Below are 26462 nucleotides of genomic sequence, written 5' to 3'. Positions count from 1 at the left end.
AATGGAATAGCTGGTTGACCAATTTACATTTGCCGCCTAAATTTTTAATAATGGGCAAATGAAAAAAGTAAATAGGATAAACTTTTCGAGGTTACAAAACACGTATAAAGGTATTGTGGGTTCTTGTTCAAAGAATTTGGTGGAGCACACAATTTAAAACTGTGGAATAATTTGTGAAATGGAACTATCTATTCGAAATACGTTTGCGGATTCTGCTCAACGATTCTGGCTTCACGCCCAAATAACTTGCTAAATGGTATTGGGGGACACGTTGGAGCAGTTCTGGTCGATTTTCCATAAGGTCCAAATATCTTTTTTCCGGGCTGGAAATCATAAACTGGGCCAATTTGTCTTCTTGTGTCCCGAGTTCTTCTTCGGCGGAAACACGGCAAAGGGATTCAAATCCAGGTACTCGGTTTATTAGTTCCTTTTCTTTTTCTCGTGTTAAAATGGCTAACCTTGTATCTTCCAAGCATTCCAAATAGTGATTGGCAGGGGTTCTATGGGTATAGCTTCGTAAGGAAGAAATAGCATCTTCCTCGATATAAAACTGTGTTGTTCTTTCTTCTCCATCCACGAGATAGTATTTTCGTACCAGCCCCTTAATATTGAAGTAGGATTCATCTGAAACCTGTCCTTCTCGCAGCAGAATGTGTCCTTTGGCAAAGCTTCTGATTGGAATACATTCCGTAACAATGCGGCCCTTTTCCTCGTTAAGGACCAAAACTCCATCCAAAAGTTGGACAATTTCACTTTTCATTTCGGAATATTACAATAACATCAAAAATAATACTTTCTCCAACTTTAAATCATATCTATTTTTTGAATGTCAAGTTAACATCATTTTTGGTCGATAAAATCACCCCAATTTTGACAACCCAAGATTTTTTTTATAATTTTTCAATACAAATTTTATTCTAACTTAGAACAAGAAGTAACCAACAACATCATGGATAACCTCAAACGTGTAATAGTTGACTATAAAAAACTCACCTCGGAGGTGCTTAAACTTTTGGTGGAAAAATACCCCGATGGATACGGAGACGACGATGTGATCAACTTCAAGAACCTAAAAGGGGAATCCATAGAAGCAGTGGAAGTATCCACGGATGATACCAAATACCTTGTGAAAATCAGTTCCAAACTGGAACGCACCATGGCAAACTTCGATGAAGATGAGGGAGAAGACGGTTTTGATTCCGAGGATTACGAAAAAATCCCCGAGGACGACGAAGACTTTTCAGACTCCGAAGAAGATGGTGATGATGAGGACGAATAAATCCCTATCCCTTTAAATTTTTGAGCATTTCCTGGGTCGTTTGGTCCAAATCAAACCTTGGTTCCCAGCCCCATTCTTTTCGTGCAGGGGCATCATCGATACTGCTGGGCCAAGAGTCGGCAATTTCCTGCCTGAAATCGGGAGTGTAGCTTATTTCAAATCCGGGAATGTGCTTGGCAATGCTCTCGGCCATTTGTTTGGGGGTAAAGTTCATGCCCGCCAAATTGTAGGAAGACCGCACCTTTATTTTTTCTGAAGGGCTGTCCATTAAACTGATGGTGGCTCTTATGGCATCGTCCATGTACATCATCGGGAGTTCGGTGTCGCTATCCAAAAAGCATTCATACTCACCTTTTTTGAGGGCTTCGTGATAAATCTCGACAGCATAATCGGTAGTACCGCCGCCCGGCATGGTTTTCCAGCTTATCAGCCCGGGATACCGAACACTTCTTACATCGACACCATATTTTTTATGGTAGTACTCGCACCATCTTTCCCCGGATTGTTTGCTTATGCCATACACTGTACTGGGTTCCATAATAGTACTCTGCGGCGTATCATTTTTTGGTGTGTTGGGGCCAAAAACCGCTATGCTCGAAGGCCAAAACACTTTGGATATTTTCTTTTCCTTCGCCAAATTGAGCACGTTGAACAGGGAATTCATGTTAAGGTTCCACGCACGCATCGGGAATTTCTCCGCAGTGGCGCTCAGCATGGCCGCCATTAAATACACTTCATCAATTTCGTAATGCATTACCACATCTTCGATTGCCGCATAGTTGGTCGCGTCCAAAAGCTCAAAAGGGCCCGATTGCATCAAAGCTTCATTACCTTCACGAATATCGCTGGCAATTACATTTTCAGCTCCGTATTTACTTCGTAGTTCAAGCGTGAGTTCAGTTCCAATTTGGCCACATGCGCCTATGATCAATATGGGTTTGTGCATTAAAATAGAAGTTAATTTAGTTTCGTGGCAAAGATACCCTTTATTAAAATTTGTACATTCGCTTATGCGAAAATTGTTAGGCATTCTTATGATAATATCGGTTTTGGGCGGATGTAAAAAGACCGAGAAGACCACAGTTGAGGTAGATACTGAGGCATTGGAGTTCAACTACCAAAAAATGCCCGAGAAGTCCAATATAAACCCAGATGCTACGGCCATTGTAGAGAACTGGCAGCAATTCAAGGACTTGAACGCCAGTGTGGATGTGCTGTACAAAGCAACGAACAACGAAGATCTGGCCTTGGCCATTGATGACCTTATTGAAAAGGAAAAGAACATGGCCAATGGAAAGTATCCAGAACCATTTGACACCTTCCAAGTTAAGAGTAGGCAATCGGTAATGCGAACTTTTTTATATAAAGTAAAGGCAAGTATCTTGGAAAACCAGCCGACCACGGAGCCAACGGTCAAAGTGTTGGAAGCCTACAACGATATGCGTAATCAATTGAATGTGATCATGAATAGTCAGTTGGACAAAAAATTGATTTTGGATGAAACATAAAATTTTTGCTTTGGGACTTTTCATGGCCTCAATGACCATCTTTGCCCAGCATACAGAAAAGGATAAGATCAACAATGTTCTGGACGGGTGGCACTTGGATGCTACCAATGCCGATTTCGAAGCTTACTTCGGGAAAATGACCAAGGACGGTGTGTTCATAGGGACCGATGCCATGGAAAACTGGCAGAACGATGAATTCAGGGCGTTCTCCAAGCCCTATTTCGATCAGGGAAAAGCATGGAGTTTTACCGCCGTGCAGCGTAACATCTATGTCAACGAAGATGCTACTTTTGCTTGGTTTGATGAACTATTGGACACCCAAATGAAGATATGTCGCGGTTCTGGAGTGCTCAAAAAAATAAATGGGCAATGGAAAATTGCCCATTATGTACTTTCAATTGCAGTGCCGAACGAAAAGGTGTCCGAACTTATCGAAATCAAGGGAGAAAAGGATGATCAATTGCTTCAAGAGCTAAAAAAGAAGCAATGATCAACTCTAGTTTTCTTCTCCTTCCGTTGTTGTATTGGCTTGTGCCTTACGGGATTCCAAAGCTTGTTTGCTCAAACTAGCCAGGTTGAAGTTGGGTGCGATTTTAAGCGCTTCATCAATGGAAAGAATGGCGGCATCAATGTTTTCCTTGTCTTTGTTGAAGGACACCAATCCTTTTAAATGGTAAAAAGCGGCCTTCAGAGGAACTTCGTAAGGTTGTTGTCTTTCGTAAAAAGCATATTTCATATCATCGGTGGCGTTCGCGATACCGTATTCAATGTTGGTTGAAGCGCCATCCATATCGCCTGTTTGAATCTTAAGATCGGCCATTTCATAGGCCAAGTAAGGCGAGGGTTTTCTTGTGTTCAGCTCTTCAAAATGCTCCAAAGCTCTTTTGGGCTGGTTCAAGGATTTCAACGAAAAAGCCTTTATCTGTACAGCAAGGTCGGAATCATCAGCGTTTTTTTCCACACCTATGGTGTTCAAGGCTTGCATGTGCTGACCATTGTTCATATAGACAAAGGCTAGAGTATCCCTGCGTTCTTTGGAAGGGGATAATACGTTCAAATGGGTCAAGGCGCCGATCACACCGGTCACATCGCCTTGCATGCGCATTTCATTGTAATAGGCCTTGTAATGTTTCACAAGAGCGTCGTTGGTTTGGGAAATACCACTAAAGCCCACCAATAGGAGCAATAAGAGTACAGTCTTTTTCATTGATCTTCAATTTAGTGCGCCAAATCTAACAAAATAATCCCAACCTAGCTGTTAAGAATTCGATAAGTAATGATAGGGTTTTTCAAGAAATTATGGAGGTGGTAAAAACATGTGCTTTTTCCAGGTAATTCTTGCTTAAAACTACCTTGCCCTTTTTGTCCGATGGTTCCATTTTGTATGTTGGGGCAGGCAGCCCTCTTTTCTGGGCTTCTTCAAAATAGTAGACCTGTTTTTTAGGATGATGTGGATATACCCCGTTAAAGATTTCTCCCCAATACCCATGTTCCAAAATGGTTTGTATCAAATGGATGCAGTCGTGAAGATGTATCAGGTTGATGGGATTGCTTCCCCCACATAGATGCTCCCTGCCCGAAAGGGTAGTCACTGGATGGCGGTCTGGACCTATCAAGCCTCCAAACCTGATGATGGTTGTTTTGAAATTTGCTTCATTCCGAAACATGGCTTCGCATTCTACCAATTGTTTGCCTGATTCTGTTGTGGGTCGGGTAGGGGACTCCTCGGAAACCTCTCCTTCAGCGTTTCCGTAAACGGCGGTACTGCTCACAAAAATGACGTTGGAAACATGACTTTTTCTGATTTCTTCGATTAGGAATTTCATCTTTTCCACAAAACTTTCGGTATGCTTGCCCCTTAGTTTTGGTGGCACATTGATGATCAAGGTGTCGATATTGGAAAGGAACCCTTCGATATTTCCTTGGATTCCCTTTTCAGATAAATTGACCTCGAAAGCAGTAATCCCTTCATTTTCTAAAACCTCCAATTTATCTGACGATGTAGTGGTCCCATGAACAGTATACCCATCTTCAATTAATTTTTTGGCCAAGGGAAATCCCAGCCAACCACAGCCCAAAATGCCTATGCTTTCACTCAAACCGTAACGTTTTTATGGTCAATATAGCATCATTTAGCACAAAAGGGGTGGGGATGCTTTTTTTTGGCCGTTCAGGAATGCTGAAATCAGGATGGGTCATAAGGTCGTTGGAGGCCTCGTACAATGTCAGTTCCAGAACGGAGTCTTTTGGGAATTCCAATTGCAGTTCCGTGAAATCATTATTGGAGATATAGTGTGTTACCAACTTACTGCTTCGGTTCTCCAAGAAGTGGGACGATAATTCGATGCGATTCACTTTGGCTTTGCTGAATTCCATGGGGTTTGCGAATACCTCAAGGCGGTTTACGTTCCTTTTGGGGGTAATGCAAAGTTCAATCACCCTGTTTGGACCGATGATGGTGTCCATAACGGTATCAACGTAGGGCATGGGAATGTCTTTTTTGGGCGCATCGGCCACATAGCTCAAATTCGTACGGTATTTACTTGAAATCGTCTCTGCTTTGGGCTTTCTTTTACCATCTCCCAAAAACTGGCTGTTCCAGCCAATGAGTTCATGGTCATAAGTGGCCCACTGGGAGGAGTCTTCATCGGCATTGTAGACATAGAGAAGACTACTTGGTTTTGGCCTTTCCTCATTGAAATCGGATTGGATATGACTTGAAATTCCGAATGCGAAGAAGAGGAGCAAAAACAGGTATGCCAACCTACCTTTGCTTTTCAATTGACCAAAAAATGGAAGTGCCAAGAAAAACAACAAAGTGGTAAAGACTGTTGCGGCCACCATCATTTTCAACCCAAGGCCAACAGGAAACATTTTAATGAAAGGGGAATAGATCAATACGGCCGGTAATGCCAAAAACACCATCAAAAACGGATTTGGTTTCTCTTGGTTGATGGTGACCAAAAGCCCCGCCAACAAACCGAACAAGGGTACTATGAAAAAGCTGGCTCCTTTTAAGTATTGGGCCACCAATCCGCAAATGATCAACCAAATGAAAATGGGGGCCACCAATAGATTGGGCGTACTGGTTTTCCGGAATTTATGATAGATGTAAAAGCAGATGAACAGGGAAAACATCACATATACCGCAATATATGTGTGACCATTGTAAGTGAATCCATGCAGTATATCCTTAAAGCCCGGGTACCACCAAGTGATGATGGTCCAACAAAAATAGCCTACGAGTCCGTTAATGATCAAGCTAACCAAAACAGGGACAAATCCTTTGAAAATATCCTTGACGTTGAGCTTGCCTTTTTTGAACCCTGTAATTAGTAACAGTACAAATGCGAGAACAGCGAGCCCAAACATGGGCCAAATCCATTCAAATGGATAGGATATAAACCTAAAGAACGGCATATTAAAATACACATGGTCATTCAAGCTTTTTAAGTTGTCCAAATCAGCATCACTGAAATAAGTGAGCAGTGGCATTAAGTAGCTGCCTTGGTGTGCCAAGGTATTTCGATCCAATCTTTCATAATTGTCCAAAGCTGTGTGGTAATCAAAATGATCATCAATAAAAGCAAAGTTGAAGCCCTCGATGTCACCATCTTCCCTGAAAACAGTTAAATCAGTATCGTTCGGGAGCATTTTGTATATACTGTATGCCAGCGAATTGGCAACAGGGAATTCGGGATTGGCCTTGGTGAATTCTTTGATCAATGTGCCGTTGCCCCGATTGGTTTCAATAAGCATATAACTAGGGCCACCACTTCCACGTGCCTCAAAATTAAGGACAAGACCCACATCCTTTGCCCACGGGTGCTTGTTCACAAAAAGGTCGGCTCCGTTGAGGCCAAGTTCCTCTGCATCCGTTATGAGTATGATAATATCATTTTTTGGGGTTTTGTTCTCGCTCAAGAATGCGCGAATACCTTCCAAAATTGTGGCAACACCACTTCCTGCATCGCTGGCACCGTAGGAAGAGTGTGGACTGCTATCGTAATGGGAAAGCAAAAGGAGTGCTTTGCCATTCCCGCTTCCCCGGATTCTGGCCAAAATATTGGTGGCCTTGCTCAGGTTGCCCCAATCGCCAGCGGTATATCCTTCTTGGATGGTGGTTTCCAATCCCATAGTATTTAGTTCGGAGATGATGTAATCCTTGACCCGTTCATGCCCAGGGAAACCGACGGCATGGGGTTCTTTGGACAATTGTTTTACGTGCTCCAAAGCCCTGTCAGTGGAAAAGGCTTCCAGGACAACATCTTCATTGGCTTTGTATGAAGGCATTAGGGATTTAAAACTCCAATACACTGCAAGAAAAAGCAGTATTAGGGCAAGGGTTCGGGAAAATTTCATGGCGTAGCATTGTTGAATCTTAAATGTATGAAATTATGAAAGGTTCTTATATTTTGGTAGTTAAAATTAGGTTATTCGCTAAAAAAGTCTATATTTATTATTCAACTTTAAAATTTAACCTTATGGCAATCAAAAGTTTTCAAGGCGTTCGAAGCAAAGAGGAGGCTAAGAAGAAATACAATGCCCCGATTTTGGTGGAGGATTATATGACCAAGAGATTGATTACATTTTCTCCAGACCAGTCCATTTTGGAAGTGATGGAGACTTTTGCCAAGCACCATATCTCCGGTGGGCCTGTTGTGGACAACAGTGGTTTTTTGGTAGGGATTATTTCAGAAGCGGATTGTATGAAACAAATCTCGGAGAGTAGATATTTCAACCAACCCATTTTGGACAAGGAAGTGGAGCGGTTTATGACCAAAAATGTGGAAACCATTCCGCACGACATGTCCATTTTTGATGCAGCAGGTGTTTTTGACAGGCACAATAGGCGTAGGTTGCCCGTAATGAAGAACGATATTTTGGTCGGTCAGATCAGCCGAAAGGATATTGTTGTGGCCGCACTGAAACTGAACGCGCAAAGCTGGAAATAACCTATTCTCTTTTCACGATCATAAAATAGTCGTTGTCGAGCGGTAAATACCCAAGATCATAAACGAAAAAATAAGTGCTGCCCTTTTTGGTGGTGTAAAGGTTAGTGATGTATTCAAAATCAAAGCCTTTGTCCAGCAACCGCATTTTGGTGGTCTTTGTTTTTCCGTCGCGTAGCGGAAAGCTGTCCAGTATTCTGTAGTTTTTCCGGAGCTTGTTATTGATATTGCGCACCAAGTTTTTGCTGTCTCGGTTCAATAGATTGTTGTAGGCGTTCCTACAATGGTCAGAACAGTACTTTTGATCGATACGGCCCAGTAGCCTTTCACCGCATACCAAGCATTTTCTTTCAGGCATAGGATAAGATTAGGTCACCACAATATCATACTTTTTTAGTAAACCGATCAATCCATCCTTACTGAAACGGGCTTTTTTAACTTGGTTGATGGATGGATCTATATTGAAATGTACCGCGGAAGTGAAATCGGCTTGTTCCAAATTGGTATTGTCGAAAATGGCGTTTTCAAAATCACAGTTAGGGAACTTGGATTGTTTTAAATCCGCCTCGGAAAAGTCAGTTTGATGGAATTTACAGCCTTCAAAACTGGTGCGGGGCAAATCCATGCCATGAAAAGATGCCACCGAAAGATTGCATCCCATGAAATTGAGGGACAACAAAAGATGATTACAGGTTTCGAACTGGAGCCCCACCATTTTACAATTATCAAAAGTCACATCGTTAAAAGTCGTGTGGGCAATATTGGTGTTGGTAAGGTCACAGCCTTCGAACGTACATTCCACAAAATTTTGGTTGTCCAAAAAGCCCTCAGGGAACAAACAGTCCACAAAATGGCAATTTTCATAATTGCCCTTGGGCAACGCATTTTGTGTATAATCCTTTTTTGTGAATTCTTTATCTTCCCAAAACGATGTGGTCATTGCTCCTCGGTTGAATGATTACTTGTTGGCTTTTTTATAGGCAAATAGAACTTCATTCGTTTTGCCCTGATCTTCGATCAGGACCCAAACATTCATTTGGTCGTCACTTATTTTTTCCATGGTAAGTCCTTCAAAATATACCTTGTTCGGTTCCAATTTTACCAGTTTAAAATCGATGGTCTCGTTTTTTTCTTCCCAGCCTCTCATGTTGCCATCAAAATGCTTGAGTTGGAGTATGATGGAATCATCCAATTGCTGGATGTGTCCCGATTCGTAGAAGGATACTTTATCATCATTGACCATTCGAAAGACGAACATCATGGAATTGCCCAATGGTGCACTCCAGATTTCTTCGGCAATGCCACCAAAAGCTTCTCCCGTCCAATGGCCTTCTACCCAGGAAACATCTTTCAAATTTGCCTTGGGAGATGATTGACCTTCTGGAAGTTGCAGGGTTTCTTGCGCGGAAACAAGTCCCGCGCTGAACATTAAAATAATTGCGATTGACCTCATAATTGATTTTATATGATTGATGAATGCCTTTCCATTAATTGGATAAGGCGAATTTTACATTGACATTGGTCTCCACCTTTATTTTTTCAAAATCGATGTCCAAGGGTTGTGCCTGGCCCATATCTGCGGAAACAGCTTTCATTTCCATTCTAGGTGCTTGGTTGTATCTAGGATAATATTGCGAATTGTCTGCAATATGGATGGCCATGCCCACTTTTTGACCCAGTGGTTTTGTGAGTGCTTCAGCTTTTTGCATGGCTTTTTTAACGGCCCTTGTCTTAAGTTCCAATTCCAGTTCATCCATTTTGGAGTATTCCGTTTTCTCGATACTGGTGTTGGCGATGTCCAATTGTTCCAAGGCCATCATCACATCTCCCAATTCTTTTCCTGAATAGACCAAAAGAGAGTACTGTTTGCTCTTGAGCACTTCTTTTTGGCGCAAAAAGTATTTTTTGAAGTTGCTACTGGCATCCTTGATGACCAGTTGCTTCTCTATGTCAATGCCCAAAGCCTTGAAACGCTGCGCCATTTGATTTTCTTGCTCTTCCACGGAAACACGACCTTTGGTGTCCTTTTCTTGAATAATGATGTTCAGGTAAATCTTATCAGGAGTGACCATGGTGTCCACCTGTGCTTGGGTTTCCAGATAAGGGGTGTCCAAAAAGTTTTTGGATTGGGCAGAGATTGTCATAGTAAATAAAACTGTTGCTATAAATAAGATTGCTTTTCTCATGATGTAATTTTATTAAAGGTAAATACTTCCACCTTATGTTCAAAACCTGTGCCGCATTGCATTTAATACCTGTGTTGATCGAATTGTCTGGGTTAACTCGATTAACTTGAGTACATTGTAGGGATGAAATTTATTTTGGCACCCGATAAATATAAAGGCTCCCTTACAGGACGCGAATTTTGTGAAACCGTTGCCCGAGGTATCAAAAAAGTTTTTCCGGACTCGGAAATTATACATCGACCTTTGGCAGATGGAGGTGATGGCACCATCGAAGTGGTAGCGGATTATCTAAATGCGTCAAAAGTTTCTGTGACCGTGAAAGATCCTCTTTTTCGGGATATTACTACGCAATACTTGCTTTCAGAGGATAACCAAACTGCTTTTATAGAAATGTCCGAGGCTTCGGGCTATAAATTGCTCAAAAAGTCTGAGATGAACTGTATGGACACCACTACTTTGGGAACTGGCGAAATGATTTTGGACGCTCTCGAAAAAGGTGCAAACAGTATTGTGCTGGGCATTGGGGGCAGTGCTACCAATGACGGGGGTATGGGCATGGCCAAGGCCTTGGGCTATTCGTTCTTGGACGCTGATGGGATTGAGCTGGAGCCCATCGGAAAAAATTTGGGCAAGGTAGTGGAAATACGAAGAGACCAAGTGAATCCTAAGTTGGTCGATATTAAAATCCAGGTGGCCTGCGATGTGAACAATCCTTTTTACGGGGAGAATGGTGCGGCCAAAATTTATGGGGCACAAAAAGGGGCATCAGGAGAAGATATAACGTTTTTGGACAAGGGTTTGGAAAGCTTTGCAGGAATCCTAAAATCCACTTTTGATATTGATGTGCAGAACATTGGTGGAGCCGGAGCAGCTGGTGGAGTAGGTGGCGGCGCTGTAGTTTTTTTAAATGCGGAACTGGCCTCTGGGGTGGACTTAGTGATGGAGCTTGCCAATTTTGATGAAGTTTTGGAAGGTGCCGATTGGGTCATAACGGGGGAAGGACAGTTGGATGGCCAGACGTTTTCGGGAAAAACCATCAATGGGGTAGTACGATCAGCAAAAAAGCACCATGTCCCCATTGCGGCATTTTGTGGTTCCATTGATGTATCCATTGAAGAAATGCGACAAATGGGATTGGATTATGCCGTTTCCATTCTCAATCAAATAGGAAACTTGGACGAGGCTAAGGCAAAGACGGTAGAGAATCTTGAACTTGCCAGTTATAATTTTGCAAATTTGCTGAAGTTGGGCAAAACCTAGCTTAGGTAACTTTTACTCATTTTATATTCCAGAGAGGTTTTAACGGTTTTCCATTCACTGTTCAATATGGAAAATACCACGGTATCCCGAAGGTTTCCGGATTCATCAACACGGTGGTTCCTTAAAATACCGTCTTGTTTTGCGCCCAAGCGGAGAATGGCGTTTCTGGAAGGGTGATTGTGAAAATGGGTTCGGAACTCCACAGCTATGCAGTTTAGGTTTTCAAAAGCATACTTTAGCAAAAGGTATTTGCATTCCGTATTTATACCTGTTCGCTGTACTTTTTTGGCATACCAGGTCGCACCGATTTCCACACGTTTGTTTTTTGCGTCCACATTCAAAAAGCGGGTGGTACCCACAATAGTGTTGGTCTTTTTGTTGATGATGGCAAAGGGCAATGCTTTCCCTGATGCTTGTTGGGATAGGGCAATGTCCAAATAGGAATCCATGGCTTTTGGAGAAGGAACGGAGGTATACCAAAGTTCCCAAAGTTTTCCGTCCGATGCGGCAAACACCAAGTCCACTTTTTGCGATTTCTGCAGGGGGACGAGCTTTACCAATTCGCCTTCCAATTGTATGGGACGTAACCAAGAATCCATAGGTTGAATTTAAAGTTCAAATATAAGTTTTAATCCTTCGATTCAAACAAAGAAAAAGCCAGGGAAAATCCCTGGCTTCATCATCAATCAAAAAACGAAATTATATCAACTATTTCGATTCAAATTCCTCGATAATAAAGAAGTCTTTACTCTTCTTGTTCACGAGATAATTGTTCTCCAAAACATTGTAATGCATGGATTTATCATCTACGTTGATATCAAACCCTTTGTCGGTCTGTACAATTTCAAAATCATTGTTTTCGGTACCTTCATATTTTAGCACCATATAGTCGTCATAATCCGTATCGGAATCACTATCAATAGCTACCAGCTTTGTAACGTATGCAGAGGAGGGCTTTCTGTCTTGGTTTACCATACCCTTGTCATTGTTATCCAGCTTCATACCGTATTTTCTGTGTTCCATCACTTTTACGCTATACTCTTTTTCCACTCCGTTCACGGATACGCTAAAAGTCTTGAGCTGTGTGGTGGCTTTCATGACCCCGGAGTTTTGGATTTGCCCATATCCGGCAAATGCTGTTAAAGTTGCTAATGATAATATAGTGAATAGCTTTTTCATAGTTTTATTTTAATGGTTAATACATCGGTTTTCTGGATGGATTGCTTGATTCTTACTTTAAGTAAGAAGTGAACATCCAGTGCCTTTTCTCCAACTCGGTCATAAATTCGGTCAGCATGTTCTCCGTGACAACGTCGCCGGTTTCGAGGGATGCATTTATGGCATCCAACATACTATCGTGCAAGATTTCGTAGTCATGAAGTACCTCTCTTACCATTTCGAGGGCGGAAAGGTTCTTATCCTTCTCTTCGATTTTAGAGAGTTCCATGGTTTTTTTCAGTGTGAAATTGTTTTTCACACCGAATACTCGAATACGTTCTGCTACAATATCGATGTTTTCTTTTACCGTGTTGTATTCGTTTTCAAACTCTTCGTGTAATTCGAAAAAATCCGGCCCTTCAATGTTCCAGTGAAAGTTTCTCAGTTTATTGTAGAATACTTGATAATTGGCCAAAAGTGTGTTCAAACTGACCACGATTTCAGCAGTTTCCAAGTAAGTGAATCCTAACTTTTTGAATGTTTTATCTTTTGCTTTAATAGCTTCCATATAATAGATTTTTGATTTGTTCAGTGTAAATGTACAAGTCACTGCTGCAGAGGCTTGATGCTAACGATGTAATTTTTGATGCTATAGCTTTTTAAGCTATCCAAAAGGGTAAATCGACATGATTTATACCTGTGTAGCCATGATTTTGGTAGAAATCAGCATCATGAAACACATAAATAAGATATGTATATATTGTTTTAAATCAAGTGTTTATATCAATTTAACGCCTATTATGATTTGTTTTGATATGATGGAGTGCCATTATCTCTAACAATGAACCCTTGGCAAAGAGAATCATAAACTTCGGATGAGATATCGGTCAAATATTCCTTCTCCCGACCAAATACTTTTTGAGGATCTTCATGGGTAAGGTCTTGTTCCTGAATATATATGGTTTCGGCTATATCGTACATTTTTTTACAGAAACTGAATCTTTTGATGACTTTGTACTTGTGGATGGTTCTGATGTGCATTAGGTTGAGGGTTTTTGGTTACCCAATGGGACACAGGATTATCCAATAAGTCACTTTTAATCGGTTGTAATTGATTACATACGTTTACAAACGAAAACAAATAATTACAAACCGAATATGGTTTTTAGATGCCTCTAAGTTTGCCCTGTCGGACAATGAGAGTTCGATGTCTGAATGTTTAAACTTAAATCTTACTATTATGAATTCACTCAGAAACAAAGTTCAATTAATCGGTAATCTAGGGAATGACCCAGAAATCATTATGTTGGAAAATGGCACCAAACTGGCCAAGTTTTCCATAGCCACCAATGAATCATACAAAAACGCTAAAGGAGAAAAGGTAACGGATACGCAGTGGCATAATATCGTGGCTTGGGGCAAATTGGCGGAAATAACCGAGGATTTCCTCTCCAAAGGCAAAGAGGTTATGATTGAGGGCAAACTCATGAACCGTTCCTATGAGACCAAAGAAGGAGAAAAAAAATACATTACTGAGATTAAATGCAACGAATTGTTGATGCTTGGCAAGTAAGTTGATGTGGTCAATAACGACAAAAGAGGGGTATTGTCCCCTTTTTTGTTTTTTGGATTAGGGTAAATGTATTTTGGGTTGTTACTTAACCAAACGCCAGAACTTTAGTACATGAACGAAGTATTTATTAAAACTCACACACATGAGATTAAAAGCTCAGCTTGCGGTTCTATTTACTTTGGCTTTGGTGGCCACAGCTTCGGCACAGGATAACCTGCCTTTTTATGAAGAACTAGCTCGAAAGGATGCCCATCGCGAACAATCTTCAATCTTTTCCAATTTGGAGGATGAAAAAGACTTTTGGTACGATCAAGTACGCTATGAAAAAGAATTAAAAAAACAGCAAAGCACAGCGTACAAGGTCTATATGGAAGCAAAAAGGGTAGCTTATTCCAAGCATGCCGAAGAATGTAATAATAGCTGTACCCACAGTGACTATTATTATCAGCAAGCTAGTTTCTATTTTACGTACAAAAACACTGAGATTTTTGCTCAGGAAGCGACTGATGGAATAGTTCAAGTGGCTTCCCCACGAATTTTTTAAATGCGCCTTTTAGTTGGTTAATTAAAAAGCACCCCAAAAAAACGGGGCGCTTTTTTTAATTTTAATGATAAACTTTTTTAATTCTGACCACCATCACGTTCTGGAGAACGCGGTGTGGGCCATTCCAATTGTTCGCCTGTTCTGTTGCTTATGGGCAGCACAGCTTTTTCTCTGGATGTTTTTTCAGGATGTTCACTAGCCATGTAGGCCAAGATAGCTGTTAGAATAGCGTTGTTTCGAACATCATCAAAAACAATTTTGTCGTATGTGTCCCTATTGGTATGCCAAGTATAGTTCCAATAGGACCAGCTCAACGAACTCAAACTGAAAGCAGGGGCACCAGCCGCTTGGAAAGAGGCATAATCAGAACCTCCACTTGCCGGAGTTCCAGGAAAAGTAGTTTCAATTTCACTAGTGATCTCCCTTGGCACTTCGTGCAGCCATTTCCCGAGATAATCGTAGGAATCCAAAAACCCGCCACCGGAAATACGAACCACTCTACCGGTTCCATTATCTTGGTTGAAAACAGCTTGTACGCCATTAACGATTTCTGGGTTGTCCTCAACAAAGGCTCTGGATCCGTTCAATCCTTGTTCCTCACTGCCCCAATGTCCCACAAGAATGGTACGTTTTGGATTGGGATAGGCTTTTTTCAAAATACGCATGGCCTCCATCATGACCAAAGTTCCTGTACCGTTGTCTGTGGCGCCTGTTCCTCCATCCCAAGAATCAAAATGAGCGGATAGAATCACATATTCATCAGGCTTTTCGGAACCTTTTATTTCGGCAATGGTGTTGAATGTTGGTACTTTACCCATTTCTTTGGATTCAGCTACAATGCGAAGTTCTGGCTTTTGCCCTGATTCCACCAATCGATACAACATTCCATAGTCTTCCAATTCCAAATCCACGGTTGGGATTTCCTTGGTATAGGCACCGAATATTTTGTTTACCCCAAATCCTCTGGACCAATAAGAAGCTACTATTCCAACTGCACCAGCTTCTTCCAGGGCAATGGGAAGGCTACGTCTGTTCAATCCGGTATTCCGTATGTTTTGGTTCCAAGCATCATTCTGCTCGTCACGCTCCTTTTTCATTTTTTCAAAGGACTTTTCCGTGGCAAACTCTTCCCAATTATAATCGGGTCTTCCCGTGGGTTGTGGCATGGAAATCATAACGAGTTTACCTTTAACGTTGGGTAACCAGTTCACAAATTCCAAAGAGTCGGATACGGTCGGTAAAATTACCAACTCTGCGGTAACACCTTTTTTTGAAGTGCTGGGACTCCACGCCAATTGGGTTCCCCTTAGGCTCTGTATTCTTGGATGCACCATATCAATATGGCTGATTCCGCGTTCCCAACCTTTCCATTCGCCCCACTGTTCGTTGCGGGCTGGAATCCCCCAGCTTTCGTACTTGGCAACGGCCCAGTTGTGAGCGTTTTTCATCTGTGGGGTACCCACCAATCGGGGACCAATACCATCCATTAGTTGATGGCCGAGTGTTTCAAGTTGAGAATTTTCGTTGGCTTCTTCAATGATTGCTTCAATCACTGCATCCTTGTCCTGTGCCAGCAAAGAGACACTGGAAATCAGGAAAAGGGTAATTAAAAGAGAGGTTTTTCTGATCATGGTTGAATTAGTTTGCCCTAAAAATAGTACAAATTAAGGAACCATGCTTGGGTAAGGAGCTATTTAAGCAACTCTCTTAAGAAGGTCAAAGCAAGGGCATTTTTTACAGCGTTTGCTTTCACTTTTCTTATATTTTTTACAGCAATTGGATTTTACCTTGCCGGTTGGCGGTAATTCTCTAAGCTTTGCTTTTTTGAGTTTCTTTTTGTCTTTTTTCTTTCCCATGGATAGAAGCGAAATAGGGAGCGAAAATAATTATTTTAAATAAATCTAAATAAAATTTAACACATTTGTGATTCCAATTTGCTAAAAATGAAGGGAAACCCCCAAGGTGTTGGGGCCAAAGGAAAGATTCCAACTTACATTTTTGGGCTTTTGGTCATTGTACTTTTCATCGTACTTGGAATCAAGGTATTTGTCGATGGATTCCACAATGAAGATGCTGAGCACCGTACTAAAGGCCACATCGGAAAACCAATGAAAGTCGTCCATTACCCGAACAAGCCCCGGAATCATACCGACAGTGTAAAGACCGCCCTTGATCCACGGGTTTCTAAATTGTTTGGCAATCGCATAGGCGTTGCTAAATGCCAACATGGCATGGCCTGATGGAAATGAGTCGTAGTCATAAACACGATCTACATGCAAGGGGTCAAAGGTTGCTGAACCAGCACCGCTCTTTGGTCGTGCCCTACCAATAATACGCTTACTTACTTGTTGTATAAACCCGCCCGCTGTGGCCGAAGAAATCAAAAGCACACCGGTTCGTCTCAGCTTTTCATTTTTGGTAAACAGTCCCGCGAGGTAAACACCTCCGGTCAGCATATAATTGTTTTCAGGGCTACCGTATTCGTGGCCATAGTCTAAAATAACGTCAGGAACATCTTGCTGAAACCCATTTTTCCATCTATTGAGTTCATCATCTATGGTAAAAAGAAGCAAGGTACCTCCTGTTAAATAGCCGAAATTGGCCCAATCGTTTCCTTTCCAGTGGAACGGGCGTGAATAGGAATATCCCACTCCCCCGAACATATTCCCCACATCGTAGGTAAAGTTGTTCCAAAGGTTTTTCTCTTTTTTCGGTTGTAATTCTTGACCTATCATGGAAGAGGTCAATAGGATAAAGGCGAGGTATCTAAAAAATTTCATGAGGTTGTAAAACAAAAGTAGTCGGCAAAATTAGGCATAAATATCTTGTGCCAAGCGAAAAGTGTTGGCATGGGCCTCCACTATAATTCTGATTTCAGGCGAATAGCCCCCTCCCATACTGCATTGAACAGGGATTTTGGCATCATTGCAAGTTTGAAGTACAAAACGGTCACGCTCCTTACAACCATCCAATGTCAAGGATAGTGTGCCCAATTTATCGGTTTCAAGCACATCCACCCCACTGAGATAGAAAATAAAATCCGGCCGAACTCGCTCTAGCAATTCGGGCAACGTCTTTTTTAAGTTGGACAGGTATTCTTCATCCGTGGTGCCCTTTTCCAAAGGAATGTCCAAATCAGAAGCTTCCTTTTTAAAGGGATAATTGCCCTTGCCGTGCATGGAAAAGGTAAAAACAGAATGGTCGGTCTGGAAGATTTCAGCGGTCCCATTGCCTTGATGAACGTCCAAATCCACAATCAGTATTTTTTCGGCCAATTTATGGTTCAAAAGATACCGAGCACCAATGGCTTGGTCGTTGAGCATACAAAAAGCTTCGCCTCTATCTGAATAGGCGTGGTGCGTTCCACCTGCAATGTTCATGGCAATGCCACTTTCAAGGGCAAAATGGCAACCTTTGATGGTCCCGTCGGCTATGATGCGTTCCCGCTGGACAAGCTCATCACTTAAGGGGAAGCCTATCTTTCGTGCTTCTCTTTTGGATAGCTCCAGATTGACCAAATTCCTATAATAAGTCTCATCGTGGACGGCTAAAATATGATGGTCTTCCGGCAAGGAAGGCTCAAAAAAGTTATCCTCGGTACAGGTGCCTTCATAAAGCAATTGTTGTGGCAACAACTCATATTTGATCATTGGGAACCGATGCCCTTCGGGCAATGGATGTTTGTAAATGGGGTGATAGGCTATTTTTAGCATTTAGGCACCTTGTTTATGCAATGCCAACTGTATCCGCTTTCGGGCAACATCCACGTCCAATACTTTTACCACTACCTGTTGATGAAGGCTAACGTGTTCGTTGACATCCTTTACAAAAGTATCCGATAGATTGGAAATGTGCACTAGTCCGCTCTCTTTGATTCCAATGTCCACAAAGCAGCCAAAATTGGTAATGTTGTTGACAATACCTGGCAACAATTGACCTTGATGCAAATCGGTAATTTCCTTGATGTTTTGATTAAAGGTAAATACTTTGGCCTTTTCCCGAAGGTCCAACCCCGGTTTTTCCAATTCCTTTACAATGTCCTCCAAAGTGGGCATTCCTATGGATTCAGTACAATAGGTTTTTAAGTTGATACCTTGCAAGGCCGACTTGTTCCCAATAATTTCATTGAGTGAAACGCCTTGGTCCTTGGCTATTTTAGAGACCAAACCATAACGTTCTGGATGCACCGCAGAATCATCCAAAGGATTGTTTCCATTTTTGATACGCAAAAAACCTGCACTTTGTTCAAATGCCTTTCCACCCAAGCGAGGCACATTTTTAATTTCTTCCCTGTTTTTGAACGCACCGTTTTCGTTTCGGTGGGCCACAATATTTTCTGCAAGTTTGGGTCCGATTCCCGAAACATAGCTTAATAGTGGCACACTAGCCGTATTGATGTTGACGCCGACAGAGTTCACGCAACTTTCCACTACGGTATCCAAAGAGGTTTTTAATTGGGTCTGGTCCACATCGTGCTGGTATTGCCCAACTCCAATGGACTTGGCATCGATTTTTACCAATTCCGCCAAAGGGTCCGCCAAACGACGACCGATGGATACAGCCCCCCGAACCGTTACATCATAATTGGGGAATTCCTCCCGTGCAATTTTGGAAGCTGAGTAAATGGATGCCCCTGCTTCACTCACTACAAAAACATCGATATCCTTTTTAAAAGGGACACGCTTAACCAATTGCTCTGTTTCCCGCGATGCCGTTCCGTTGCCTATGGCAATGGCCTCGATTTTATAAGCATCGACTAAAGAGCTAATCTTTTTGATGGCACCAGAACTATCACGTTGTGGTGGATGGGGATAAATGGTTTCGTTATGTTTTAGATCTCCCTGCTCGTCCAAACAAACCACTTTACAGCCCGTCCTAAAACCAGGATCTATTGCCAAAATTCGTTTTTCGCCAAGAGGAGCACCGAGCAACAATTGCTTTAAATTTTTAGAAAAAACCTGAATGGCAGCTGCATCTGCTTTTTCCTTGGCAGCATTCAGAATTTCCTTGGATAACGAAGGGAATAAGAGTCTTTTGTAGGCATCTGCAATGGCCAGTTCTATTTGTTCTGCACAGGCATTATTGGATTTGATCATGCGGCGTTCCATGTTTTGGAGGGCACGTTCATCATCGATTTCGACCTTTACCCGTATAAAACCTTCCTTTTCCGCTCGCATAATAGCCAAAAAACGATGTGAAGGGCATCGATTCAAGGGTTCACTCCAATCAAAATAGTCGCGAAATTTTTGGGCTTTCTCGTCGTCTTTTTTGGTTTTGACGACCTTGGTGGTGATCAAGGCGTGTCGTTCCAACTGACCTCGTAATTGATTACGGATATCTGTACGCTCGTTGATCCATTCGGAAATGATATGGCGGGCTCCTTCGAGGGCATCATCTTCGTTGATGACATCCTTGTTGAGGTATTGGGAGGCAATGTATTCAATTTCATCACTCCGTTGTGCCATAACGATCTTGGCCAAAGGTTCCAGTCCATTTTTACGAGCGGTTTCGGCTTTGGTCTTTTTACTTTTCTTAAACGGAAGGTAAAGGTCTTCCAAACTGGTCAGGTCGGTACAGTTCAGAAATTTGGCTTCGAGTTCTGGGGTAAGTGCATCCTGTTCCTTAACAGCTTTGATGATGGCCGTTTTTCGCTTTTCCAACGCCTCGAACTGGTTCTTGAATTCCACGATGGAACTAATTTGAACCTCGTCCAGATTACCTGTCAGCTCCTTTCGGTATCTGGAAATAAAAGGAACGGTACAATCTTGATTCAAAAGATTCACGGTGTTTTCCACACTTTTCTCTGAAAGATTGGTGTGGCGAACGATATAGGGAACAAGTTGCATGATGTTTTTAGTATTTGTCACTTCGAGCGCAGTCGAGAAGTCTTTCCGTCCAAGTTTTTAATGTGGGTCTCGACTGCGCTCGACCTGACAATTTCTTTGGATATAAATTAATTTATGGTTTCCCCGTTGCCAACGTTTTCCTCATCCGGGTTGACAAAAACGAGTTTACCGTCTTTGTCCTCCGTCATTAAGATCATGCCCTGGCTTTCCACACCACGTAGTTTTCTCGGGGCCAAATTGGCAACAACGGTTACTTTTTTGCCCACAATATCTTCTGGTTTAAAGCTATTGGCAATACCGGATACAATGGTTCTCGTATCTAGACCTGTATCCACTTTCAAAATCAAAAGCTTATTGGCCTTGGGCATTTTTTCGGCTTCGATGATGGTTCCAACACGAAGGTCGAGTTTGGCAAAATCATCAAAAGTTATGGTTTCTTTCAAAGGAGCAACTTCTTTGTCCATTTGGGCATTTGCTTTTTTGGTGGCTTCCAATTTATCCAGTTGTTGTTGAATCTCTTTGTCCTCAATTTTCCTGAAGAGCAATTCGCTTTTGTTTATGGTGTGTCCTGCTGGAAGCAAAGCTTCGGCATTGGCAACTCCATCCCAATTGGTCTCGACTGCGCTCGACCTGACACCGTCTTTGTCATTCTGAGCAACGCGAAGAATCTTTTTCAACTTCTCCGAAGTAAACGGTAAAAAGGGCTCACTTAAAATCGCCAATCCCGTCGCAATCTGAAGCGCTACGTACATAATGGTCTTTACGCGCTCTTCATCTGTTTTAATAAGTTTCCACGGCTCTTGGTCTGCCAAGTATTTGTTCCCCAATCGCGCCAAATTCATCAATTGTTGACTCGCTTCGCGGAAACGGTACCGCTCCAACGATTTGGAAAGGGTATCTGGAAATTCCTTCAAGGCTTCCAAGGCTTCTTTGTCAACAGTGGTTAGTTCGGCGGGTGCTGGGATCTCTCCACCATAGTATTTATGCGTTAAAACAGCTACACGGTTCACAAAGTTCCCGAAAATGGCGACTAGTTCGTTGTTGTTCCTTGCTTGAAAATCCTTCCAGGTAAAATCGTTGTCCTTGGTTTCTGGCGCATTGGCAGTCAAGGCATAGCGGAGAACATCCTGCATATCCGGGAATTCTTCCAAGTATTCGTGCAACCATACCGCCCAGTTTTTGGAAGTGGACAGTTTATTGCCTTCCAAATTAAGGAATTCGTTGGCAGGAACATTTTCCGGTAGTATAAAGTCTCCATGGGCTTTTAGCATGCTTGGGAAAATGATACAGTGAAATACAATGTTGTCCTTACCTATAAAGTGTACCAATTTGGTATCCTTGTCCTTCCAATAGGGTTCCCACTCCTTGCCTTTTTGTTCGGCCCACTCCTTGGTGGAGGATATGTAGCCAATGGGCGCATCGAACCAAACATAAAGTACTTTTCCTTCGCCACCTTCAACGGGAACAGGAATGCCCCAATCCAAATCGCGGGTCACGGCGCGAGGTTTTAATCCCTCATCTATCCACGATTTACATTGTCCGTACACATTGGGTTTCCAGTCGGATTTGTGTTCTTCGAGAATCCATTTTTTCAAGAACCCCTCGTAACGATCTAATGGCAAGAACCAGTGTTTGGTCTTTTTTAAAGAGGGGACGGTCCCTGTTATGGTGGATTTTGGATTAATGAGATCAGTAGCATTCAATGATGATCCACAATTCTCACATTGGTCGCCATAGGCTTCTTCGTGACCACATTTGGGGCATGTTCCGATAACGAATCGGTCCGCCAAAAACTGTTTGGCCTCATCATCGTACAATTGTTCGGTTTCTTCCTCGATAAAATCCCCTTGCGCATACATTTTTTTGAAAAACTCCGAAGCAGTGTCATGGTGAACCTTCGCTGAAGTTCTAGAGTAATTGTCAAAAGAAACACCAAAATCAACAAATGACTTTTTGATGATACTGTGGTATTTGTCTATAATTTCTTTTGGTGTAACACCTTCTTTCTTGGCCTTCATGGAGATGGCCACACCGTGCTCATCGCTACCGCAGACAAAGGCCACATCGTTGCCCTTTAGGCGTAAATATCGAGAGTATATGTCCGCAGGGACGTATACGCCAGCCAAGTGCCCAATGTGGATAGGGCCGTTGGTATAGGGCAGTGCTGCGGTAATGGTATATCGGGAAGGGGATGTATTTTGAGCCATTTAAATCTAATTAGGCCCCAAAAATACTGATTTTAACGGGATACACATAAAAAACGAAACCCTCGAAAATGCGACCCGATTTGGGGTAAGGGGTACATTGTCGAAGGGTTCCGAAAAATGAATTAAAAAGTGTACTATTTTCTTTAGGTCAGCATTATTGATTTGCTCATCTTTTTGTCTCCCACGGAGATGCGATAGATATATTTTCCAGTGGATAAGCTATCACGCATGCGCTCGCGTATGTTGATGTCAACCTCGCCTTCCAACATCATTTCGTTGAACAGGGTTCCCACGCGTTGTCCCAAAATATTGAAGAGTTCAATATCCACATGGGCGGCTACGGGCATTTCCAAATGGATATGTGGATTTCTTGGTGATTCAACAGGGTAAACTGCCGCATGTTCTATTCCATCCAAAATATCAATGTTTGGATTATTGGGGTCTTCACTTGGTGGTGTTTCCGGTAGGGTTGGAGGGGTGTTGTCCGATGCGATTTCATCAAATGTTTCCCCACTACAGTTAAAGCCCAAATCGATGGCTTGATACGGGTGGCCCAATAAATGCTGTTCCACGGATTCCCTTGGAACGCAAAGCCATTCGGCCAATACGGTTCCATAAAGGTTTCTGAAGTCCATGGTGTATTCCAAGTTTCCTCGGTTGTTGGGTTCGTCCAAGGAAGGGTGGTCGCCCACAAATGCACTTCCGCTCAATCCTGATCCAAAGAACAGGGTAGGGGCGGCCTTGCCGTGGTCGGTGCCGTTGGAACCATTTTCAAAGATTCTCCGACCAAATTCGGAGAAGGTCATGCTCAACACTTTGTCATCCTGTTCGGTAAAAGTGAGGTCTTCGTAAAAGTTATTGATGGCGACAGATAGATTGGACATCAAACGTTCGTGTACAATAGGTTGATTACCGTGAGTATCGAATCCTCCCAAAGAGATCATATAGACTTTTGTTCCCAAGTTTCCTTTGATCAAACGGGCCAAGAGTGCCAATTGTCTGGCAAAGCCATTGTCTTGATATTCCACTTGATTCTGTCCTGCCATATAGGCATCGTGAATGATGCCTGCATATTCGTAAGTGGTATTGGCCACTCCACGTAAAAATCGCAATTGATCACCATACATACAATCATCGAACGGAGCATTTTCGATATCGTAAAAGGCACCAGTTTCAGCAATTTGCTCCAATTGGTCCACATTATTGGTCACAAAGGCATAATTGGTTTCTTCTCCTTGAAAGATCATATTGGCCAAGTTCCCGATTTGAATGGCTGCAGGTGCTGCAGGTGGATGTATGAGGTAATCGGGGTAAAGTTCTTCAAAATGTCTTCCCATCCAACCAGTGTTCTCTCCAGAGAATCCAGTTGTGGTCAAATCTGTATTGGCAAAAATATCGGAACCTGTGAAATGAGACAGACTCTGGTTTTCGTAACCTACGCCGTGCACGGCTTTGAACTGTCCGTCTCCCCAAAGCGGTTCCAGGGCACTCATGTAGGTGGGCACCCCAAAATCATCGGTAAGCTTTAGGACCTTACTTTCCGGGATATAGATGTTGGGCCTTGCATTGGCATACGTATCATATTGTTGAATGGGGATCACAGTGCTGAGGCCATCGTTTCCTCCCGATAATCGAATCAGGATTAAAATATTGTCGGTTTCGGCAGCAGCCACTGCGGCTGTTAGCGGTGATGGAGAGGAAGCCGAAATCATGTGGCTTCCCAAAAACATGGAACCAGATCCTGCAATGCCCAAAGCTTGGACAAAGGAGCGTCGACTCCATTTTTTGTGTTCCAAATCGTGGCCATCGTGTTCTAGGCCTTTGTGAGGGGATTTATCGTGGGTATGGTGATTATCGCACATGATGATGGGGTTATTTGAGTTGAAATTCGGGTTCGCGGGACAAATGGCGCAATAGAAGATACACTTGTGATGGTCCAGTCTCCCATCCAAGTAAAGTCCATGAAGGTGTATTGCCCCCTTCATAATAATTAACGTCAACATCGCTCCTGAAAGCGAGGTATGCTCTTTCGTAGTCGGCATCGGTCAGCAAACCCTTGGGTACAAATTTTTCGATGATGGGTCTGGCCACTTCGTCAGGGTTGTTGCTTGTAAGTCCAGCATTGCCAGAAAGTTCCAGACCTAAATCCCTGAATTGTTCGGGGTTGTCCTCATAAAACCGCTGCAAGTAGAATTCTACGGTCAACCATCGACCAATGATAAAGTTGGTGTTGATCCATGTTCGGTTTCGTTGCCATCCTTCCACTTCGGGCGGTTGAAAAAATTCCTGACCTATCAGGGCACAGGAATCGATCATGTTCAAAATCGTTCCATCATCATAGGTAAAACCAGTTTCTTTCAATAGATTGAAATAAAGGTCGGCTGGACTTTTAATAATGACCCCAATCGCGGTTTCATCAAAAAAGTGCTGACTTTTAAACAGTTGACGGAGTACTGGAGCTATCTCGAACCCATTGCTGATAAAAGTCTGGGCCATGGCATCAATGATTTGAGGAGCTATTCCCCCATCTTCACTGGTGGAATCGGGATGGACGAAGAACTCGTATAATTTTTTGCAGATGAACCATCCTATTTCGTCGGATCTTTCACTGAAAAGGATGTCAATCACATCATCATACCCCCAATTTCCAGTCTGACCGAATATGGTTTTGTTCTCGGTATTGAATTCTGTCGGGTCAAAGGTTACATGGGTACACCCTTCTTCTCCTCTTTCTGTGTACCCTGAAATCGCTTTCGAGGTTTCAATAATGTCTTCTTCGGTATAGTTGTTTCCTTCACCCAAGGTAAAGAGCTCATAAAGTTCACGAGCATAGTTCTCGTTTGGATTGTCCCCACGGTTGCGAACACCGTCCAAATAGTAGAGCATTGCACTGGTAAGACCTATTTCACTGGTAAAGGTTTTAAAATTGCCCAGGGCATTACGTTGCAAGCAATTGATGTAATAATACAGAAAGCCGGGACAGTTGTAGGTGTCCAATTGGGTCACAAAATGGTTGCTCCAGAAAAAGCTCATCCGGTCCAGCAACTCATTGTCAACAATGGCGTTTCCATAGGTGGCTGTAAAATCCTCTATATGTGCCATGCGTAGTTGTCTGGCCAGATCATCATCTGCAGGATAGTCGGCATCGTTCCAATCCGCCCATTCAGGGGCTGGAATAGTTGGGGCAGCAAGCGCTTGATTTATTAGGTTGTCAACTAAGTTATCTGCAGTTTGACCAACTGCAGCATTTATGGTTTGTACTGAGGCACTAAAACCAAGCCTTCGGTACAAGTGGGCCGCACGTACCTCGTCCAATGGAGTAGTGTACGGCGCCAAGGTTGAGGAATTACAATTGATAAAGTACTCCATAGCAGTGTCTGGCGTTAATATGGTACATAGTTTTGGGGTAACTATATGCTTATGCTAGTGTTGGATGTGGTTCAATTGAGCCAACAAATTACAATCTTAACGTTCTAAAGTCCATGAACAACCAAATTTTTCGATGAAATGCATATTTTTTTTAGATTTTTACAAATTGTATGGCCAAGCACAATACATTTGGAAAATTGGGAGAGCAAAAAGCAGTCGACTTTTTGAAGGCTTCCGGTTACGGGATCAGAGCACTTAACTATCGGTACCTCAATGCCGAAGTGGATATTATTGCCGAGAAGGATGGCTTCTTGGTCATCGTTGAGGTAAAGTCAAGGAATATAGGCTTTCTGGAAGATATGTCCCGTGTGATCACACCCAAAAAAGTGAAACTTTTAACCATGGCAGCGAACCATTACGTGGAAGAGTTGGATAGGGATTTGGAGGTTAGGTTTGATGTGATCACTGTAGTGAAAAATGCAGATAAATTTGACATTGAACACTTTGAAAACGCATTCTATCATTTTTAACCATTTGTTTGTTTTATAACAATATGTTATTTTTGTTCAAAACCAACTGG

The 26462-nt window shown here is 42.5% G+C and carries 29 protein-coding genes; 8 read left to right on the top strand and 21 right to left on the bottom strand.

Annotated elements, in window-relative coordinates; genetic code table 11:
- Positions 1-184: 184 nt before the first annotated feature.
- Complete coding sequence (locus tag PY092_RS16005) at positions 185-760, bottom strand: Crp/Fnr family transcriptional regulator (protein ID WP_275616818.1); 576 nt, start codon at positions 758-760, stop codon at positions 185-187.
- Between the two features lie 189 nt (positions 761-949).
- Here PY092_RS16005 and PY092_RS16000 point away from each other — a divergent pair, with 189 nt between their 5' ends.
- On the top strand, positions 950-1279 hold the full coding sequence (locus PY092_RS16000) for a hypothetical protein (RefSeq protein WP_275616817.1): 330 nt from the start codon (positions 950-952) through the stop codon (positions 1277-1279).
- Positions 1280-1283: 4 nt separating this feature from the next.
- Here the strand turns inward: PY092_RS16000 and PY092_RS15995 are convergent, their stop codons facing one another.
- Complete coding sequence (locus tag PY092_RS15995; RefSeq protein WP_275616816.1) at positions 1284-2225, bottom strand: NAD-dependent epimerase/dehydratase family protein; 942 nt, start codon at positions 2223-2225, stop codon at positions 1284-1286.
- Between the two features lie 64 nt (positions 2226-2289).
- Here PY092_RS15995 and PY092_RS15990 point away from each other — a divergent pair, with 64 nt between their 5' ends.
- Both PY092_RS15990 and PY092_RS15985 read left to right on the top strand, forming a co-directional pair.
- Entirely contained in the window at positions 2290-2787 is a 498-nt protein-coding gene (locus PY092_RS15990; protein WP_275616815.1) for a hypothetical protein, read from the top strand.
- Entirely contained in the window at positions 2777-3277 is a 501-nt protein-coding gene (locus PY092_RS15985; protein WP_275616814.1) for a nuclear transport factor 2 family protein, read from the top strand. The genes PY092_RS15990 and PY092_RS15985 overlap by 11 nt, the downstream gene beginning before the upstream one ends.
- Before the next feature lie 6 nt (positions 3278-3283).
- Here PY092_RS15985 and PY092_RS15980 read toward each other — a convergent pair whose 3' ends face one another.
- The 3 genes from PY092_RS15980 to PY092_RS15970 all read right to left on the bottom strand — a co-directional run bounded on the left by PY092_RS15980 (position 3284) and on the right by PY092_RS15970 (position 7149).
- Complete coding sequence (locus PY092_RS15980; RefSeq protein WP_275616813.1) at positions 3284-3994, bottom strand: hypothetical protein; 711 nt, start codon at positions 3992-3994, stop codon at positions 3284-3286.
- 82 nt (positions 3995-4076) lie between these two features.
- Positions 4077-4886, bottom strand: a complete 810-nt coding sequence (locus tag PY092_RS15975) for an SDR family oxidoreductase (protein ID WP_275616812.1) — start codon at positions 4884-4886, stop codon at positions 4077-4079.
- On the bottom strand, positions 4879-7149 hold the full coding sequence (locus PY092_RS15970; protein WP_275616811.1) for a M28 family peptidase: 2271 nt from the start codon (positions 7147-7149) through the stop codon (positions 4879-4881). Before PY092_RS15970 ends, PY092_RS15975 begins: the two co-directional genes overlap by 8 nt.
- 122 nt (positions 7150-7271) lie before the next feature.
- Between PY092_RS15970 and PY092_RS15965 the strand changes: the two genes are divergently transcribed.
- On the top strand, positions 7272-7742 hold the full coding sequence (locus PY092_RS15965; RefSeq protein WP_275616810.1) for a CBS domain-containing protein: 471 nt from the start codon (positions 7272-7274) through the stop codon (positions 7740-7742).
- A gap of 1 nt (position 7743) precedes the next feature.
- Here the strand turns inward: PY092_RS15965 and PY092_RS15960 are convergent, their stop codons facing one another.
- The 4 genes from PY092_RS15960 to PY092_RS15945 are packed head-to-tail and all read right to left on the bottom strand — an operon-like array spanning position 7744 to position 9925.
- A complete protein-coding gene (locus tag PY092_RS15960) occupies positions 7744-8097 on the bottom strand; it encodes a hypothetical protein (RefSeq protein ID WP_275616809.1) in 354 nt (117 codons plus the stop codon).
- Positions 8098-8106: 9 nt separating this feature from the next.
- A complete protein-coding gene (locus tag PY092_RS15955; protein ID WP_275616808.1) occupies positions 8107-8679 on the bottom strand; it encodes a pentapeptide repeat-containing protein in 573 nt (190 codons plus the stop codon).
- 18 nt (positions 8680-8697) lie between these two features.
- A complete protein-coding gene (locus PY092_RS15950; RefSeq protein ID WP_275616807.1) occupies positions 8698-9192 on the bottom strand; it encodes a DUF6265 family protein in 495 nt (164 codons plus the stop codon).
- Between the two features lie 34 nt (positions 9193-9226).
- On the bottom strand, positions 9227-9925 hold the full coding sequence (locus PY092_RS15945; protein ID WP_275616806.1) for an SIMPL domain-containing protein: 699 nt from the start codon (positions 9923-9925) through the stop codon (positions 9227-9229).
- Between the two features lie 123 nt (positions 9926-10048).
- Between PY092_RS15945 and PY092_RS15940 the strand changes: the two genes are divergently transcribed.
- A complete protein-coding gene (locus PY092_RS15940; RefSeq protein WP_275616805.1) occupies positions 10049-11185 on the top strand; it encodes a glycerate kinase in 1137 nt (378 codons plus the stop codon).
- Here the strand turns inward: PY092_RS15940 and PY092_RS15935 are convergent.
- The 4 genes from PY092_RS15935 to PY092_RS15920 form a co-directional block, all read right to left on the bottom strand.
- Positions 11182-11784, bottom strand: a complete 603-nt coding sequence (locus PY092_RS15935) for a GNAT family N-acetyltransferase (protein ID WP_275616804.1) — start codon at positions 11782-11784, stop codon at positions 11182-11184. The genes PY092_RS15940 and PY092_RS15935 overlap by 4 nt on opposite strands.
- A 109-nt stretch (positions 11785-11893) precedes the next feature.
- Entirely contained in the window at positions 11894-12283 is a 390-nt protein-coding gene (locus tag PY092_RS15930) for a hypothetical protein (protein ID WP_275616803.1), read from the bottom strand.
- A gap of 133 nt (positions 12284-12416) precedes the next feature.
- Positions 12417-12911, bottom strand: coding sequence for a Dps family protein (locus PY092_RS15925; protein ID WP_275616802.1), 495 nt, complete (start codon positions 12909-12911; stop codon positions 12417-12419).
- A 230-nt stretch (positions 12912-13141) separates the two neighbouring features.
- Positions 13142-13384, bottom strand: a complete 243-nt coding sequence (locus PY092_RS15920) for a hypothetical protein (RefSeq protein WP_275616801.1) — start codon at positions 13382-13384, stop codon at positions 13142-13144.
- Between the two features lie 199 nt (positions 13385-13583).
- On the opposite strand from PY092_RS15920, the gene PY092_RS15915 reads away from it, so the two are divergent.
- Together PY092_RS15915 and PY092_RS15910 are read left to right on the top strand one after the other, a co-directional pair.
- Positions 13584-13916, top strand: coding sequence for a single-stranded DNA-binding protein (locus PY092_RS15915; RefSeq protein ID WP_275616800.1), 333 nt, complete (start codon positions 13584-13586; stop codon positions 13914-13916).
- A 142-nt stretch (positions 13917-14058) separates the two neighbouring features.
- A complete protein-coding gene (locus tag PY092_RS15910; RefSeq protein WP_275616799.1) occupies positions 14059-14460 on the top strand; it encodes a hypothetical protein in 402 nt (133 codons plus the stop codon).
- Positions 14461-14537: 77 nt separating this feature from the next.
- Here PY092_RS15910 and PY092_RS15905 read toward each other — a convergent pair whose 3' ends face one another.
- The 8 genes from PY092_RS15905 to PY092_RS15870 all read right to left on the bottom strand — a co-directional run bounded on the left by PY092_RS15905 (position 14538) and on the right by PY092_RS15870 (position 25882).
- Positions 14538-16091 carry a M20/M25/M40 family metallo-hydrolase gene (locus PY092_RS15905; RefSeq protein ID WP_275616798.1) on the bottom strand — a complete coding sequence of 518 codons (1554 nt, stop codon included), beginning with the start codon at positions 16089-16091 and terminating at the stop codon, positions 14538-14540.
- Between the two features lie 63 nt (positions 16092-16154).
- Positions 16155-16316, bottom strand: coding sequence for a hypothetical protein (locus PY092_RS15900; RefSeq protein WP_275616797.1), 162 nt, complete (start codon positions 16314-16316; stop codon positions 16155-16157).
- Positions 16317-16397: 81 nt separating this feature from the next.
- Complete coding sequence (locus tag PY092_RS15895; RefSeq protein ID WP_275616796.1) at positions 16398-17240, bottom strand: phosphatase PAP2 family protein; 843 nt, start codon at positions 17238-17240, stop codon at positions 16398-16400.
- A 30-nt stretch (positions 17241-17270) separates the two neighbouring features.
- Complete coding sequence (locus PY092_RS15890; protein WP_275616795.1) at positions 17271-18173, bottom strand: histone deacetylase family protein; 903 nt, start codon at positions 18171-18173, stop codon at positions 17271-17273.
- Complete coding sequence (locus PY092_RS15885) at positions 18174-20306, bottom strand: Tex family protein (protein WP_275616794.1); 2133 nt, start codon at positions 20304-20306, stop codon at positions 18174-18176.
- Between the two features lie 107 nt (positions 20307-20413).
- Complete coding sequence (metG, locus tag PY092_RS15880) at positions 20414-22513, bottom strand: methionine--tRNA ligase (protein WP_275616793.1); 2100 nt, start codon at positions 22511-22513, stop codon at positions 20414-20416.
- A gap of 143 nt (positions 22514-22656) precedes the next feature.
- Complete coding sequence (locus PY092_RS15875) at positions 22657-24375, bottom strand: DUF1501 domain-containing protein (RefSeq protein ID WP_275616792.1); 1719 nt, start codon at positions 24373-24375, stop codon at positions 22657-22659.
- Between the two features lie 10 nt (positions 24376-24385).
- Positions 24386-25882 (bottom strand): DUF1800 domain-containing protein, encoded by a 1497-nt coding sequence (locus PY092_RS15870; protein ID WP_275616791.1) that lies wholly within the window; start codon positions 25880-25882, stop codon positions 24386-24388.
- Positions 25883-26052: 170 nt separating this feature from the next.
- On the opposite strand from PY092_RS15870, the gene PY092_RS15865 reads away from it, so the two are divergent.
- Complete coding sequence (locus tag PY092_RS15865) at positions 26053-26412, top strand: YraN family protein (protein WP_275616790.1); 360 nt, start codon at positions 26053-26055, stop codon at positions 26410-26412.
- Positions 26413-26462: the final 50 nt, after the last annotated feature.

This window comes from Flagellimonas yonaguniensis, from assembly GCF_029193885.1.
Lineage (GTDB): Bacteria > Bacteroidota > Bacteroidia > Flavobacteriales > Flavobacteriaceae > Flagellimonas > Flagellimonas yonaguniensis.
Note: the sequence above shows the minus strand (reverse complement) of the source record. Positions and strands in the feature narration are given on the sequence as shown.

Bases quoted from the DNA above. Each gene is read 5' to 3' on its own strand.
- PY092_RS16005 (WP_275616818.1), bottom strand. From the start codon at position 760: ATGAAAAGTGAAATTGTCCAACTTTTGGATGGAGTTTTGGTCCTTAAC.
- PY092_RS16000 (WP_275616817.1), top strand. From the start codon at position 950: ATGGATAACCTCAAACGTGTAATAGTTGACTATAAAAAACTCACCTCG.
- PY092_RS15995 (WP_275616816.1), bottom strand. From the start codon at position 2,225: ATGCACAAACCCATATTGATCATAGGCGCATGTGGCCAAATTGGAACT.
- PY092_RS15990 (WP_275616815.1), top strand. From the start codon at position 2,290: ATGCGAAAATTGTTAGGCATTCTTATGATAATATCGGTTTTGGGCGGA.
- PY092_RS15985 (WP_275616814.1), top strand. From the start codon at position 2,777: ATGAAACATAAAATTTTTGCTTTGGGACTTTTCATGGCCTCAATGACC.
- PY092_RS15980 (WP_275616813.1), bottom strand. From the start codon at position 3,994: ATGAAAAAGACTGTACTCTTATTGCTCCTATTGGTGGGCTTTAGTGGT.
- PY092_RS15970 (WP_275616811.1), bottom strand. From the start codon at position 7,149: ATGAAATTTTCCCGAACCCTTGCCCTAATACTGCTTTTTCTTGCAGTG.
- PY092_RS15965 (WP_275616810.1), top strand. From the start codon at position 7,272: ATGGCAATCAAAAGTTTTCAAGGCGTTCGAAGCAAAGAGGAGGCTAAG.
- PY092_RS15960 (WP_275616809.1), bottom strand. From the start codon at position 8,097: ATGCCTGAAAGAAAATGCTTGGTATGCGGTGAAAGGCTACTGGGCCGT.
- PY092_RS15955 (WP_275616808.1), bottom strand. From the start codon at position 8,679: ATGACCACATCGTTTTGGGAAGATAAAGAATTCACAAAAAAGGATTAT.
- PY092_RS15950 (WP_275616807.1), bottom strand. From the start codon at position 9,192: ATGAGGTCAATCGCAATTATTTTAATGTTCAGCGCGGGACTTGTTTCC.
- PY092_RS15945 (WP_275616806.1), bottom strand. From the start codon at position 9,925: ATGAGAAAAGCAATCTTATTTATAGCAACAGTTTTATTTACTATGACA.
- PY092_RS15940 (WP_275616805.1), top strand. From the start codon at position 10,049: ATGAAATTTATTTTGGCACCCGATAAATATAAAGGCTCCCTTACAGGA.
- PY092_RS15935 (WP_275616804.1), bottom strand. From the start codon at position 11,784: ATGGATTCTTGGTTACGTCCCATACAATTGGAAGGCGAATTGGTAAAG.
- PY092_RS15930 (WP_275616803.1), bottom strand. From the start codon at position 12,283: ATGAAAGCCACCACACAGCTCAAGACTTTTAGCGTATCCGTGAACGGA.
- PY092_RS15925 (WP_275616802.1), bottom strand. From the start codon at position 12,911: ATGGAAGCTATTAAAGCAAAAGATAAAACATTCAAAAAGTTAGGATTC.
- PY092_RS15920 (WP_275616801.1), bottom strand. From the start codon at position 13,384: ATGCACATCAGAACCATCCACAAGTACAAAGTCATCAAAAGATTCAGT.
- PY092_RS15915 (WP_275616800.1), top strand. From the start codon at position 13,584: ATGAATTCACTCAGAAACAAAGTTCAATTAATCGGTAATCTAGGGAAT.
- PY092_RS15910 (WP_275616799.1), top strand. From the start codon at position 14,059: ATGAGATTAAAAGCTCAGCTTGCGGTTCTATTTACTTTGGCTTTGGTG.
- PY092_RS15905 (WP_275616798.1), bottom strand. From the start codon at position 16,091: ATGATCAGAAAAACCTCTCTTTTAATTACCCTTTTCCTGATTTCCAGT.
- PY092_RS15900 (WP_275616797.1), bottom strand. From the start codon at position 16,316: ATGGGAAAGAAAAAAGACAAAAAGAAACTCAAAAAAGCAAAGCTTAGA.
- PY092_RS15895 (WP_275616796.1), bottom strand. From the start codon at position 17,240: ATGAAATTTTTTAGATACCTCGCCTTTATCCTATTGACCTCTTCCATG.
- PY092_RS15890 (WP_275616795.1), bottom strand. From the start codon at position 18,173: ATGCTAAAAATAGCCTATCACCCCATTTACAAACATCCATTGCCCGAA.
- PY092_RS15885 (WP_275616794.1), bottom strand. From the start codon at position 20,306: ATGCAACTTGTTCCCTATATCGTTCGCCACACCAATCTTTCAGAGAAA.
- metG (WP_275616793.1), bottom strand. From the start codon at position 22,513: ATGGCTCAAAATACATCCCCTTCCCGATATACCATTACCGCAGCACTG.
- PY092_RS15875 (WP_275616792.1), bottom strand. From the start codon at position 24,375: ATGTGCGATAATCACCATACCCACGATAAATCCCCTCACAAAGGCCTA.
- PY092_RS15870 (WP_275616791.1), bottom strand. From the start codon at position 25,882: ATGGAGTACTTTATCAATTGTAATTCCTCAACCTTGGCGCCGTACACT.
- PY092_RS15865 (WP_275616790.1), top strand. From the start codon at position 26,053: ATGGCCAAGCACAATACATTTGGAAAATTGGGAGAGCAAAAAGCAGTC.